A 13,500-nucleotide genomic window follows, 5' to 3' on the forward strand; every position below is an offset into this window, starting at 1 on the left:
GATGGGAGTTGTTTATTTTATTTGGGCATCCTTTGCACTTACCGTGTGGCCGCAGTAGTGACAGCGTATCACGCGATTCTCGGGGTCGATAAGCTCAAATTTTGTCTTCATCGGCTCGTTGTTGGTGATGCACTTGGGATTGTCACACTTCACGATTCCGATTATGGTTTGAGGCAATGTCACGTGATATTTCTCGACGACTTCAAAGTCGCGGATGATGTTTATCTTGGCCGTGGGAGCGATGAGCGCTATGCGGTTAAGTACATCTTCGGGGAATATGGTGTCGGCCACCTTTATGATACCCTTTGTGCCGAGCTTCTTGCTGTCGAGGTTGTTGCCGATGGTCACGTGCTTGTCGAGCTTCTCGATTCCGAGTATCTTTACGGCCTGGAACAAGGCCGATGACGGGATTCGGTCGATGACGGTGCCGTTGCGCAATGCGGCTACGGCAAGTTCTTTCTTACATGTTGTCATGATTCTTCTCCTTTAAAATGTCAATACCTAATGCACGGCATATAATGGCCTGACGGGCGTAGAGCCCGTTTTGTGCCTGTTGGAAATAGTAGGCTTTCGGGCTGTCGTCGACATCCTGGTCGATTTCGTTGACGCGGGGCAGCGGATGCAGCACTCTGAGATTGTCGCGGGAGTTCTCGAGCATTGCGGCATTCAGGTTGTAGAGATTCTTGACTTTCTCGTATTCCATTATGTCGGTGAAGCGTTCACGCTGCACGCGGGTCATGTAGAGGATGTCGCTGCTGTTGATCACTTCGGGTGAGAAGTCGGTGTACTCATTGTATTTTATTCCGTGCTCGTCGCAGAATTTGGTATATTCGCGAGGCATGCGCAACTCGTTGCAGGCAATGAAGTTGAATGTGGGGTTGAAGTATTGCATGGCCATGAGCAGTGAATGTACCGTGCGGCCATACTTAAGGTCACCCACCATGGTGATTGTCAGATTTTCAAGCGTGCCTTGTGTCTTGTATATCGAGTAGAGGTCGAGCATTGTCTGCGATGGGTGCTGATTGGCTCCGTCACCTGCATTTATTATAGGTGTGTCGGTTACCTCGGTGGCGTAACGTGCGGCTCCTTCAAGGTAGTGACGCATTATAATCAAGTCGACATAGTTGCTGACCATCTTGATTGTGTCCTTAAGGGTTTCTCCCTTGGAGGAGCTTGTGGTGTTGGCGTCGGAGAAGCCGATTACGCGGCCTCCAAGGCGGTTTACAGCCGTTTCAAAACTAAGTCGGGTGCGGGTTGACGGTTCAAAGAATAGCGTCGCTACAACACGGCCCTCAAGAATCTTGTGATTGGGATGTTCCTCGAAGTACTGTGCCTGTCCAAGCAAGCTTAAAATCTCGTCCTTACTGATGTCGGAGATTGATACAAGGCTGTTGCTGTTCATCGTAATGGTGATGTGAATTATTCTGATTGCAAATTTACTACATCCCACTTTTATAAGCAAATAATTTTTGCATTGATGAAAATGAATTGTGAATGATGAATAAGAGCCGTTAACATTTATTGTCGTACCGGCTCTAAATGCGGCTATTGCGGAGGTTGATGTAAATATTCAAATTATTTTAATGTATATTTCACAAGAAAATATTAATTTTGACAAGATTAAATTTAATGGCTATGTTCTCAAAGGAAACTTATGTAAACCGTCGTGCCGAACTTAAAAAGAGAGTCGGCAGCGGACTGCTATTGTTCTTAGGTAATGATGATTGTGGCGCAAACTATGAGGATAACACCTATCCTTATCGCCAGGATTCTTCATTCTTGTACTATTTCGGCCTCCCGTATGCCGGTCTTAATGCAATCATAGATATAGATGAAGACCGTGAAATCATATTCGGCGACGAGCTTACCATCGACCACATCGTGTGGATGGGTACTCAACCCACGATTCACGAGAAGGCTCTGCGCATAGGCGTAGGCGAAACTCTGCCTTCGCGCAATCTGCGTGATTATCTCGACAAAGCTGTCAAGAGCGGACGAACTATACATTATCTTCCCACTTATCGCCCCGAACACAAGCTTAAGTTGTGGGAATTCCTCGATATAAAGCCCGGTGCCGAGCAGCCTTCGATTCCCATGATACGTGCTATTGTCGACATGCGCAACCACAAGACCCCCGAGGAGATTGCGGAGATAGAGCGTGCATGTAACGTTACGGCCGATATGCACATCGAGGCAACCCGCGTGTTGCGTCCCGGAATGAGAGAGTATGAAGTGGTGGCTGCCCTTGAGGCTGTGGCTAAGGCCAACGGCTGCGGATTGTCGTTCCCGACTATAGCAACCGTGTGCGGGCAAACCCTGCACAACCACTATCACGGTAATATCGTAAAGCCCGGCGACATGCTGCTTGTAGACGCCGGTGCGGAAACCGAGATGGGATATGCCGGCGACATGTCGTCGACTATATGTGCCGACAAGTACTTCACTAATCGTCAGAAAGAGATTTACGACATACAGGTGGCTTCGCATTTGGCAGCCGTCGATGCGCTTAAGCCCGGAGTGCCGTTCAAGGATGTATATGAACTGTCGGCACGTGTAATCTGTCAGGGACTGAAGGATCTCGGAATCATGAAGGGTGATCCTGCCGAGGCTGTAGCCGCAGGAGCTCACGCGATGTTCTTCCCTTGCGGTCTTGGTCACATGATGGGACTTGATGTGCATGACATGGAGAATCTCGGTGAAGTGTGGGTAGGCTACGACGGTCAGCCCAAGAGCACCCAGTTTGGCCGCAAGTCGTTGCGCCTCGCCCGTCCTCTTGAACCGGGCTTTGTGCTCACCATCGAACCGGGTGTCTACTTCATTCCCGAACTGATTGACTACTGGAAGGCTGAGAAGCGTTTTGAGGAGTTCATCAATTACGACAAACTTGAAACCTACAAGGACTTCACCGGCATCAGAAATGAGGAGGATTATTTGATAACCGAAGACGGAGCCCGTCGTCTTGGCAAGAAGATTCCGTTGACCACCGAGGAAGTTGAAGCTTTGCGATGAATTCCAATACTAAGTCAATAGTACTCGCATCGGTAGCGGTGTTGAGTTGGTCGACTGTGGCTACGGCATTCAAGATAGCTCTGAGTCAGCTCACCTATTTTGAAATGCTATTGGTGGCGTGCATAACCGCATTCATGATTTTCACCGTGTGGATGACGGTTGAGCGGAAATGGGGACAGTTGCGCAAGGTGTCACCGAAATTGTGGGGCACATTCGCACTCCTCGGATTGCTGAATCCGGTGTGCTACTATCTTGTGCTTTTCAAGTCCTATTCGTTCCTGCCGGCTCAGGTGGCTCAGCCCATTAATTATATGTGGCCCATAGTGCTGCTTGTGCTTCTTGCCATATTTGACAAGCAGCCCATTCCGGGACGGAAGTACATAGGCATGGTTATGTCGCTTGGCGGAGTGGCTTTCATCTCGCTTGGCGGCAAAGGAATAACCGGCGATCTGTCGCCTGTGGGTCTTGGCTTAGCAGCCTTCAGTGCATTGCTTTGGGCTACCTACTGGATGTTCAACAACCGGTTGAAGGACAGCGTCGACGAGTGTGTCAGCCTTTTCCTGAGTTTTCTGTTCGGAACAGTCTACATGTGCATCGCCGCATGCTTCATGCCGGTGGATATAAGCTCTTGGTCGGGAATCCTGGCCGGAATGTATATCGGCGGGTTTGAGATAGGCATACCGTTCATCTGCTTCGGAATGGCCATACGCATTACGAGCAATCCGGCATTGATTAATCAAATGTGCTACTTATCTCCGTTTATGTCACTCTTCTTCATCGCGGTGATTCTTGGAGAGCCCATAATGTTGACGACCTATATCGGCCTGTTCCTGATTGTCGCCGGTATTGTATATAACCAATACTTTGCCGTGCCGTCGGGCAAGCCCAAGCGACAATTGTCGTGACATGATAAAATATTAGGACAATAAAAAAGACAAGGGTGCATGTAACGTGCACCCTTGTCTTTTTTTGTCATAGTGCTGAAAGTTCTCCCGTCAGCGAATCCATTATGTAGCCTTTGACCGTTACATCGGTTGGTATGAGCGGGTGGTTGCGCACGAGGTCGACCGTTTCCTCTACAGCCGCATGAGTGTCTTCAAATCCATGCAGCCAGCTCTTCAGGTCGATGCCGCAGTGCATCATCAGGTTTATGTGTTCGTCCGATATGCCTCGGCTGCGCATCAGGTTGAGCATTTCGTTGGCATCCATTCCCTGTACTCCGCATCCGGTGTGTCCTATTATCATCACTTCGGTCACGCCAAGCTCATAGATGGCAACCAACAGGCTGCGTACTGTCGAGTCAAAAGGATTCGTGATTGTGCCTCCTGCGTTCTTGATCATCTTCACATCACCGTTTTTAATTCCGAGGGCTGCCGGCAGAAGTTCTACGAGCCGGGTGTCCATGCAGGTGACGATTGCGATTTTCTTGTCGGGGTATTTTGAAGTCTTGTACTTCTCATACTCCTTTGTTTCTACAAATCTGCGATTGAATCGCAACATCTCTTCAATCATGGTCTATTGTTGTTTAAAAGTTGAATCGATTGTAAGCTTTATCGCTTTGCGAGTCGTTGATGTGACGGGGAAATGCCGTGATGCACGCATACCCATTACCCACAGTATTACACCGTTGCGGGTGAGCAGCCATGTGAGTTGCTTGTCGTACAACGACATTTTGGCGTCGGAAAATATGTCGCTCACAAGTCGGCTGCCTTTCATGCCGAAGGGTGACATCCTGTCGCCTTCGCGCCAGTGTCGTATTACGAATTTGGGGTCGCCTTCCAGTGCCGATGAATCGAGATACATCGTGTTGGCGTCACGTGTAAACTTTATGTCGTCGGCATTGACTGATTCGCAGGTCAATCCCCGGGGAAGTGACGACTTGTCGTTCAGGTCTATTTCAATCTCTTGATCATGGATTGTCGTATGTGGTGACACTATGAGTGTCCCACGGTCGATGAGCGCTTTATGGTCGGCTGAGAAGAACTCCTTTCCCGATGAGTCGGCCGATGCAATCATGTCGGCTGCCTGGGCGTGATTGAAGCCATATCGTTTTATCGATTCATACAGCAATTGAACGGAATTTTGGCACTCTTTGGCCATTCGGGCTATGTCGATGCTGTTGTCGGCCGACCGGTAGGGTGCCTTAAGCGCATTTACGCCTTCATTGAACAGCTGAAGGTTGTCATGCAGGTTGTCGATTGTCGTCGTAATCGTGTTTTCGGCATCGGGAAACAGCTCATATAGCTGTGGGAGCACAACGTTACGCAGCCGGTTGCGCTTTACATCGTTGATGAGGTTGGTGCTGTCGGTTACATACTCGATGCCGTTACGTGACAGATATTCGATGATTTCACGGCGTGACGTGTCGAGCAGCGGACGGATAATGCATCCGTTGACTGCTTTCATACCGGCAACTCCGGTGATTCCGCTTCCTCGCAGAACGTTCAGAAAGAATGTTTCGATGTTGTCATCGCGATGATGGGCTACGGCTACCGGAATGTCACCGTATTTTGCTGAAAGTTCCCGAAACCAGTCGTAACGCAGGTCACGGCATGCCATTTCGGTTGACACTCCGTGGGCTTTTTTGTATGACTCGACATCGAAGTGTATCTCTTCATATTCGGCATTGAATCGGGCTGCCGTCATCGCGGCGTGTCGTCGGTCACGTTCCGACTCCTCGCCGCGCAGGTGAAAGTCGCAGTGGGCTGCTGTGCACCGGTAACCCAGTGCGGTCAGCACGGCGAGCAATGCCACGGAATCGGCCCCGCCGCTCAATGCCACAATTACATGCTGCTCAGGGTCGAGCATACCGTTACGCTCGATATTCGCTTTTACTTTATCGACAAAATCCATGACTGCATCAGGTGCGGTTGTTTGATATTATTACTCGGCGATTGGATTTTATTTCCAAAGTTACAGAAAAATTTTGTAATTTTGTCGCAATAAAGTAATTGACACAGCTATGTTAGAAAAAATAAATTCTCTCAAGGCCGAAATCGAGCAGCTTACCGCTGCCAATGCCGGTGAGGTAGAAGCACTTCGCATCAAATATCTTAGCAAGAAAGGCGAGATATCGGTTCTGTTCAATGAGTTCCGTAATCTGCCCGGTGATCAGAAGCGCGTCATAGGTGCTCCGTTGAATCAGCTTAAGGACTTTGCCACCAACCGCATAAACGAACTTCGTGAGTCGATGGGCAATGCCGACAATGTTGATCTGGATCTTGACCTTAGTCGCACTGCGTCACCTATAAAGCTTGGTACTCGTCACCCGTTGTCGCTTGTGCGCAACGAAATCGTGTCGATATTTTCACGCCTTGGATTCTCAATCGCCGAAGGCCCCGAGATAGAGGATGACTGGCATGTGTTCTCTTCGCTTAACTTTGCGGCCGACCATCCGGCACGTGACATGCAGGACACGTTCTTCATCCAGCGTAATCCCGATGTGCTGCTCCGCACTCACACTTCAAGCGTGCAGTCAAGAGTTATGGAAAAGGCTCAGCCGCCTATCCGTATAATCTGCCCCGGACGAGTTTACCGTAACGAGGCCATATCGGCACGTGCCCACTGCTTCTTCCATCAGGTTGAGGCGTTGTATGTCGACAAGAACGTGTCGTTTGTCGACCTTAAACAGACACTGCTCTACTTCGCACAGGAGATGTTTGGCCCCGAAACCAAGATACGCCTTCGCCCGAGTTACTTCCCGTTCACCGAGCCTTCAGCCGAGATGGATATATCATGTAACCTTTGCGGCGGTAAGGGATGCTCATTCTGCAAGCACACCGGATGGGTTGAGATTCTCGGTTGCGGTATGGTCGATCCCAATGTCCTTGACGCTTGCGGCATAGACTCCAAGGAGTACACCGGTTTTGCATTGGGTATGGGTATCGAGCGAATCACCAACCTCAAATATCAGGTCAAGGACTTGAGAATGTTCTCGGAAAACGACACTCGCTTCCTTGAGGAGTTCACAAGTGCCCATTAACAGCGTTACCCTATGGCTATGACCGTCAAAGAACGCTACAGGCAGGTGATAGAGTGGTTCAAGACCGCTATGCCGGTGGCCGAAACGGAGCTCCGATACGAGAATCCGTTTCAGCTTCTTGTGGCTGTCATATTGTCGGCTCAATGTACCGACAAGAGGGTCAACATGATTACTCCTCCGCTGTTTGAGGCTTTCCCGACGCCCGAGGCGATGGCTGCCGCTACACAGGATGACATATATGAGTACATAAAGTCGGTGTCCTATCCCAACAATAAGGCCCGCAATCTGCTCGGAGCTGCAAGGATGCTCGTCGAGGAGTTTGGCGGCGAGATGCCATCCGACATGGATGACCTCATAAAACTTCCCGGGGTAGGGCGCAAGACCGCCAATGTCATGCTGGCCGTAGTGTGGGGAAAGGCGGCGATGGCCGTTGACACCCATGTGTTCCGCGTGAGCGAGCGCATAGGTCTTACGACCAACAGCAAGAATCCGCTGCAAACCGAGAAACAGTTGTGCAAATATATTCCCGAGGATATAATTCCGCTTGCCCATCACTGGCTGATACTTCACGGGCGTTATGTGTGCAAGGCTCGCCGTCCCGATTGCCTTAATTGCGGATTGACCGGTGTGTGCCGATACTATCGCCGGGAAAATAAGGAGAAAACAAACAACGAAATCTGACGCGAATGGATGTAGAACAGACATTCCTTTTTATAATAGAGGTCGTAGGCACTGTCGCTTTCGCAATAAGCGGAATACGCATGGCTGCAGCCAAGCATTTTGACTGGTTTGGCGCTTATGTCGTGGGACTTGTCACCGCGATAGGCGGCGGTACGGTGCGAGACCTGCTTCTCAACATTCCCGTATTCTGGATGCAGACATGGTGGTATATCGCCGTGACGGGATTGTCGCTTATCGTAGTTATTGTGTTTCGCCGGATTCTTGTGAAGACGCGTGTCCTGTTCCTGTTTGACACCATTGGTCTTGCCTTGTTTGTAGTCATAGGAATCCAGAAGACTCTCGCCGTTGACTATCCTTTCTGGGTGGCCGTGATCATGGGTATTACAACGGGCGCTTTGGGCGGTGTGTTGCGTGACATACTTGTCAACAATGAACCGCTGTTGTTTCAAAAGGATATATATGCCACCGCGTGTCTTGCAGGAGGACTTGTATATTGGGTGGCCTATTATTGCGGCTTGTCGATGCCTGCTCAAGGCATTGCCTGTGCGGTGACGGTAATTGCCATGAGATTGCTTGCCGTAAGGTACAGCTGGTCGTTGCCTGTGCTGGTTGATATCGATGAAAATACCGGAAATAAAGTGTAATTGATTATGGCTAACGGATTGAAGCTCCCCAACAAATCACTGATGCAGTTCATCAAGTATGCCTGTGTAGGCGTGCTCAATACGCTTGTCACGCTTTGCGTGATATACGTGTGCAAAGCTTTGTTTGGTGTCAATCCGCTTGTGTCCAACGCCATCGGCTATGTTTGCGGCGTTGTCAACTCTTTCCTGTGGAATAAGAATTGGGTGTTTAAGTCGTCGGGCAACTACTACCGCGAGGCTATGATATTCCTTATAGGGTTCCTTATATGCTACGGATTGCAGCTGCTTACCGTTTGGCTGCTGAGCTATGAAACCCGCCTTGAATACTTTGAACTTAAGATTGCCGCGTTCACCCTTTCAGGCTATGGCCTTGCAACGCTTATAGGCAACGTGGTCTACACCTTGTCCAACTACGGATACAATAAAATCATCACTTTCCGAGGATAGCGGCGTCATCTGACGCTTCGTGACGATTGCGCTTGCCAAACAGCTTGTCGACAATCAATGCGATGAATCCGTCGCCGGTCACGTTACATGCCGTGCCGAAGCTGTCCATTGCTATATATAACGCTATCATGAGCGCTTGATCCTTTTCGGTAAATCCAAGCATGGACGCGAGCAGGCCGAGCGATGCCATTATAGAGCCTCCGGGTATGCCGGGGGCGGCGATTATCGTGACACCGAGCATACATATAAATCCGACAAACATGGGAAAATCATAGGGCAGGCCGTTCATTATCATCAAAGCCACGGCGCATGACACTATTTTAAGTGTGCTGCCCGACATGTGTATTGTGGCGCAAATCGGTATTACAAAACCCGCTATGTCCTCGCTTACTCCCATCTTGATAGCCTGACGCAGAGTCACGGGTATTGTAGCCGCTGACGATTGGGTGCCAAGTGCGGTGAAGTAGGCCGGGAGCATGGTAACCAGCAACTTGAACGGATTGCGTCGCACTACCAGTGCCGCGACGCAGTATTGGAGTACAAGGATGAAGATGTGCATTGCAAATATCACGAGTATCACCATGAAGAATGTCGCGAGTATGTCGCCCACTTGTCCCGATACGGTCATGTTGAGAAATATGCCGAAAATGTAGAGCGGCAGCAGGGGGATGATTATACTCTTAATAACCTTGGCCACTATGTCACGGAACTCATTGGCGCATTTTCTTAGGGTATTTCCTTCAAGATAGGCAATGCCTACTCCGAGCATGAATGAGATTACCAATCCCGTCATAACGCCCATCAACGGAGGTATTTCTACAGTAAAATAGGGGAGTAGGTCGGCGGCGTTTTTGAGGCCGCTGTCGATTGGTCTCGGATTTATCAGATGCGGGAATGTGGTTGCGCTTGTGAAGTAGGAGAGGAATCCAGCAAATATAGTGGCACCGTAGGCTATGGCGGCGGTCACAACCAGAACTTTTCCTGCTTTTCGGCCAATATCGGCTATGGCCGGAGTCACAAATCCTACAATGATGAGAGGAACGAGAAATCCGAGGAACTGGCTGAACAGTCCGTTGAAAGTCATGAATATTCTTCCAAGCCATTCGGGAAATATATATCCGCAACCAATACCGAGGGCAATGGCAAAAACTATTTGAAGGAGCAATCCTATCTTAATCTTCTTTTTTTCAGGCATTATGCAGGATGTTAGTAGTGAAAACTTTACCAAAAATAGTGCATTTTCGCGTTTATAACAATATTCTGACGAAGAAAGATTAGAATTATTATTATGAAATGATTTTTCACTTTGCTTAACAGCACGCATCGCTAATTAGTTACTTGTCGAGGTAATAGTGATAAATTGTAACGATATTGGCCGTAACATCTAATAATTTTGCATGAAATCAATGGCAATATTAAATTTGCTTTAGTAAAATCAAATGAATGCCGTCAAATGAATAAAAGAATCCTACTATGTGTCGTGACTATTGCGGGACTGTCGGTTGCACAAGCTCGTGATTGGAGTTACAATGATTGTATCGAGTATGCGCGTCAGCACAATATCTCGTTGCAGCAGTCGCGGATCAGCGGTGAATTGAGCGAGTACACTCTTGAAGAGTCAAAGGCCCAATGGCAGCCTACACTTGACTTTGCCACATCCCACACCTTGAGCAACACCCCGTGGGGGTATGGCAACAAAAACAGCTACAACAGCAACTACGGGTTGAATGCGGGCTGGACTGTGTGGAACGGTGGCGAGCGTGAAAACACCATCAAGCGCAACAAACTTCAGACTCAAATTTCATCGTTGAATACCGAGGACATGTTCCGTTCATTGGAAACCGATATGCTGTCGGTCTACATGAACATTCTCTACGCCAAGGAGTCGATAGCGATATACGAGGAGGCTGTCAAGCTTAGCGAGGCTCAGGCCGACCGTGCCCGTCAGCTGATGGAGAGCGGACGAATGTCACGCGTCGATTATGCGCAGTTGCAGGCCCAATACGAGCAGGATCGCTATTCACTGGTAAATGCACAGGGCACTTACGAAACACGCCTCATGGAGCTGAAGCGACTTCTCGAACTGGGCATCGATACTGAAATATCGCTCCAGGCCATTGAGTGGACGGCGCAGGAGGTGCTTGCCGAAGTTCCCCCGATTGAGGAGAGCTATCAGCTTGCGTTGGCTACCGATTCAAGACTTAAGGCCAATAAGCTTGAGGAGGAGAGTTCCGACTATGACATAAAGATTGCCAAGGCGGGTGCCATGCCTCGAATATCGTTGAATGCCGGAATAAGCACCGGATATTTTGCTCCGGGCAACAACTTCGGAGAGCAGATTAAGCGGAGTGTCAGCGAATCGATAGGACTCACGTTGTCATTGCCGATACTCGACGGCAAGAGAACCAAAATGGCTGTGGCACGCGCCAATGCGCAGCGCATTAATGCACAGCTTGACACGGAGTCGCGCCTCAACGATATAGCTCAGCAGATTGAGTCGTGCTATATCGACCTGCGTGCCGCACAGTCACGCTACACGGCAGGCGAGGAGCAGGTAAAGTCGGCTGAACTCAGCAACGAACTTGTCAACGAGCAGTTCAATCTCGGTCTTGTCAACACCATCGAGTTGCTCACTGCCCACAACAACCTCCTCGAAGCGCGACACTCGTTGCTTCAGGCCAAATACATGGCTATACTCGAACATAAGATGATTGAGTTCTATCGCACATCATCGGTAACTATGCCTTAACAAAACAAATAATTATAAATTATGAGAATCCAGCAATTAATTTACACTGCTTCGATTGCCCTGATGCTTTCGGCATGTTCAAAGGAAGCCAAGATTTCGCTTGAAACGGCCAAGGTTGAGGTAGGGGAGATCAGTGAGTCGGTGACTGCTACCGGAACTGTTGAGTCGGTGACGCAAGTCGATGTGGGTACACAGGTAACGGGTATAATTGATAAGTTATATGTCGATTACAACTCAGTGGTGACCAAGGGCCAGCTTTTGGCCGAGATTGAAAAGACTTTGCTTGAGAGCGACCTGAAGAGTGCCGACGCCAACATGGAATCGGCCCGTCTTACCTACGAATACAATAAGACTAACTATGAGCGTGACAAGAAACTTCACGACAAGCAGCTTATAAGCGATTATGAGTTCCAGACTTCGGCCAAGGACTATGAAGTGTCGAAAACTTCCTACGACAAGGCGCGTGCCGACCGTGTGAGAGCGGCAAAGAACCTGAACTATGCCGAAATATACTCGCCTATCGATGGTGTTGTGATTTCGCGTGAGGTCGAAGTGGGACAAACAGTTGTGTCCAACATGAACGTTGCAAACTTATATGTAATCGCCGACCTCGACAACATGCAGGTTGTGGGAAATGTCGATGAGGCCGACATAGGCCAGGTGAAGCTCGGTCAGGCCGTGACATTTACTGTCGACGCTTATCCCGAGATGGTGTTTAACGGAACCGTAACGCAGGTACGACTCAATCCCACCACTGAAAGCAATGTGGTTACCTACGAGGTTATCGTTGCCGCTCCCAATCCCGAACATAAACTGATTCCCGGTCTTACCGCTAATCTCACGATATATGTGACTCAGGAAAAGGATATACTGACGATTCCAAACAAGGCGTTCCGATTCCTGCCTCATGACTATCCCGATGCAAAGAATCTGCCCGCGGCTCCTGCCGATGTAGAGCCCTTTATGGCTGCCGAGCCCGACATGAAGCGGGTGTGGGTGGTGCGTGACAATGCTCTTGTGCCCGTGACAATAAAAACCGGAGTGAGCAACGGTGCTGTGACCCAGGTGATTTCGGGTATAGGCGAAAACGATGTCGTAGCCGTTGAGTACGACATGGGAATGCCGCAAATGGGAATGCCACAGGGCATGGGCGACGGCGAACGCAGTCCGTTTGCTCCCCAACCGCCGGGACAAAGGAAAAAGTGACATGAATAATTCCAATAACAGGAAATCATCATGAATACAAATCGAGAGATAATAAGGATTGAGAATTTGCGCCGTGACTTCGTCGTGGGCGGTGAAACCGTCCATGCCCTGCGAGGTGTGTCGTTCACGATTCACGAAGGTGAATTTGTAACGATAATGGGTACATCGGGTTCAGGTAAATCGACGCTTCTCAATCTGCTCGGATGCCTCGACACTCCCACTACCGGCGAATACAAGCTCGACGGAGTGTCGGTGCAATCCATGAGCAAAAATGAAAGGGCTGTGACGCGAAACCGCAAGATAGGATTCGTGTTCCAGAGCTATAATTTGCTTCCCAAGACCACGGCCCTTGAAAATGTCGAACTGCCTCTGCTCTACAACCCGAAAGTGTCGGCACGACAGCGCCGTGACATGGCCACGAAGGCTCTTGAGGCAGTGGGACTGCATGACCGGTTGTACCATAAAAGCAATCAGATGTCGGGAGGACAGCAGCAACGTGTTGCTATAGCACGTGCTCTTGTCAACGACCCCGTCATCATACTTGCCGATGAGGCTACCGGAAATCTTGACACCCGCACATCCTACAGCATTCTCGTGCTGTTTCAGCAGCTTCATTCGAGAGGACGAACGATCATATTCGTGACCCATAATCCCGATCTTGCCGCTTACTCATCGCGTAACATAGTGCTGCGTGACGGAAAAATCGTATCGGATGTTATTAACCCAAATCCGGCATCGGCCAAGGAGGTCTATGACTCGTTGCCTGCCGAAAACGACTGATG

The 13,500-nt window shown here is 49.5% G+C and carries 14 protein-coding genes; 9 read left to right on the top strand and 5 right to left on the bottom strand.

The annotated features are described in order from the left end of the window. Nucleotides 1-12 precede the first annotated feature (12 nt). Together pyrI and pyrB are read right to left on the bottom strand one after the other, a co-directional pair. The gene (gene pyrI / locus E7746_RS03760) at nucleotides 13-474 is read right to left on the bottom strand and encodes an aspartate carbamoyltransferase regulatory subunit (protein WP_136409881.1); all 462 of its coding nucleotides are present in this window, start codon (nucleotides 472-474) and stop codon (nucleotides 13-15) included. After that, nucleotides 461-1,402, bottom strand: coding sequence for an aspartate carbamoyltransferase (gene pyrB, locus E7746_RS03765; protein ID WP_123395976.1), 942 nt, complete (start codon nucleotides 1,400-1,402; stop codon nucleotides 461-463). The genes pyrI and pyrB overlap by 14 nt, the downstream gene beginning before the upstream one ends. Before the next feature lie 233 nt (nucleotides 1,403-1,635). On the opposite strand from pyrB, the gene E7746_RS03770 reads away from it, so the two are divergent. Beyond that, nucleotides 1,636-3,009, top strand: a complete 1,374-nt coding sequence (locus tag E7746_RS03770) for an aminopeptidase P family protein (RefSeq protein ID WP_136411289.1) — start codon at nucleotides 1,636-1,638, stop codon at nucleotides 3,007-3,009. Continuing rightward, on the top strand, nucleotides 3,006-3,914 hold the full coding sequence (locus E7746_RS03775) for a DMT family transporter (RefSeq protein ID WP_123395975.1): 909 nt from the start codon (nucleotides 3,006-3,008) through the stop codon (nucleotides 3,912-3,914). Before E7746_RS03770 ends, E7746_RS03775 begins: the two co-directional genes overlap by 4 nt. A 67-nt stretch (nucleotides 3,915-3,981) precedes the next feature. On the opposite strand, the gene E7746_RS03780 is transcribed toward E7746_RS03775, so the two are convergent. Both E7746_RS03780 and tilS read right to left on the bottom strand, forming a co-directional pair. Continuing rightward, nucleotides 3,982-4,521 (bottom strand): beta-class carbonic anhydrase, encoded by a 540-nt coding sequence (locus E7746_RS03780; protein ID WP_136409882.1) that lies wholly within the window; start codon nucleotides 4,519-4,521, stop codon nucleotides 3,982-3,984. Nucleotides 4,522-4,524: 3 nt separating this feature from the next. Beyond that, nucleotides 4,525-5,862 (bottom strand): tRNA lysidine(34) synthetase TilS, encoded by a 1,338-nt coding sequence (tilS, locus tag E7746_RS03785; protein ID WP_136409883.1) that lies wholly within the window; start codon nucleotides 5,860-5,862, stop codon nucleotides 4,525-4,527. A gap of 109 nt (nucleotides 5,863-5,971) precedes the next feature. Here tilS and pheS point away from each other — a divergent pair, with 109 nt between their 5' ends. The 4 genes from pheS to E7746_RS03805 are packed head-to-tail and all read left to right on the top strand — an operon-like array spanning nucleotide 5,972 to nucleotide 8,763. Next, nucleotides 5,972-6,991 carry a phenylalanine--tRNA ligase subunit alpha gene (pheS, locus tag E7746_RS03790; RefSeq protein WP_123395972.1) on the top strand — a complete coding sequence of 340 codons (1,020 nt, stop codon included), beginning with the start codon at nucleotides 5,972-5,974 and terminating at the stop codon, nucleotides 6,989-6,991. An 18-nt stretch (nucleotides 6,992-7,009) separates the two neighbouring features. After that, complete coding sequence (gene nth / locus E7746_RS03795) at nucleotides 7,010-7,672, top strand: endonuclease III (protein ID WP_136411290.1); 663 nt, start codon at nucleotides 7,010-7,012, stop codon at nucleotides 7,670-7,672. A gap of 5 nt (nucleotides 7,673-7,677) precedes the next feature. Continuing rightward, nucleotides 7,678-8,316 carry a trimeric intracellular cation channel family protein gene (locus E7746_RS03800; RefSeq protein WP_136409884.1) on the top strand — a complete coding sequence of 213 codons (639 nt, stop codon included), beginning with the start codon at nucleotides 7,678-7,680 and terminating at the stop codon, nucleotides 8,314-8,316. Nucleotides 8,317-8,322: 6 nt separating this feature from the next. Then, the gene (locus tag E7746_RS03805; protein WP_123395970.1) at nucleotides 8,323-8,763 is read left to right on the top strand and encodes a GtrA family protein; all 441 of its coding nucleotides are present in this window, start codon (nucleotides 8,323-8,325) and stop codon (nucleotides 8,761-8,763) included. On the opposite strand, the gene E7746_RS03810 is transcribed toward E7746_RS03805, so the two are convergent. Beyond that, complete coding sequence (locus E7746_RS03810; RefSeq protein WP_136409885.1) at nucleotides 8,747-9,958, bottom strand: dicarboxylate/amino acid:cation symporter; 1,212 nt, start codon at nucleotides 9,956-9,958, stop codon at nucleotides 8,747-8,749. The genes E7746_RS03805 and E7746_RS03810 overlap by 17 nt on opposite strands. Nucleotides 9,959-10,216: 258 nt before the next feature. Here E7746_RS03810 and E7746_RS03815 point away from each other — a divergent pair, with 258 nt between their 5' ends. From E7746_RS03815 to E7746_RS03825, 3 genes are read left to right on the top strand one after another with little or no spacing between them, the layout of a single operon-like run. Next, nucleotides 10,217-11,512 (top strand): TolC family protein, encoded by a 1,296-nt coding sequence (locus tag E7746_RS03815; protein ID WP_123395968.1) that lies wholly within the window; start codon nucleotides 10,217-10,219, stop codon nucleotides 11,510-11,512. Between the two features lie 21 nt (nucleotides 11,513-11,533). Continuing rightward, the gene (locus E7746_RS03820) at nucleotides 11,534-12,718 is read left to right on the top strand and encodes an efflux RND transporter periplasmic adaptor subunit (protein WP_136409886.1); all 1,185 of its coding nucleotides are present in this window, start codon (nucleotides 11,534-11,536) and stop codon (nucleotides 12,716-12,718) included. Between the two features lie 30 nt (nucleotides 12,719-12,748). Then, nucleotides 12,749-13,498, top strand: coding sequence for an ABC transporter ATP-binding protein (locus E7746_RS03825; protein ID WP_136409887.1), 750 nt, complete (start codon nucleotides 12,749-12,751; stop codon nucleotides 13,496-13,498). Nucleotides 13,499-13,500: the final 2 nt, after the last annotated feature.

The organism is Muribaculum gordoncarteri, from assembly GCF_004803695.1.
GTDB classification, from domain to species: Bacteria; Bacteroidota; Bacteroidia; order Bacteroidales; family Muribaculaceae; genus Muribaculum; species Muribaculum gordoncarteri.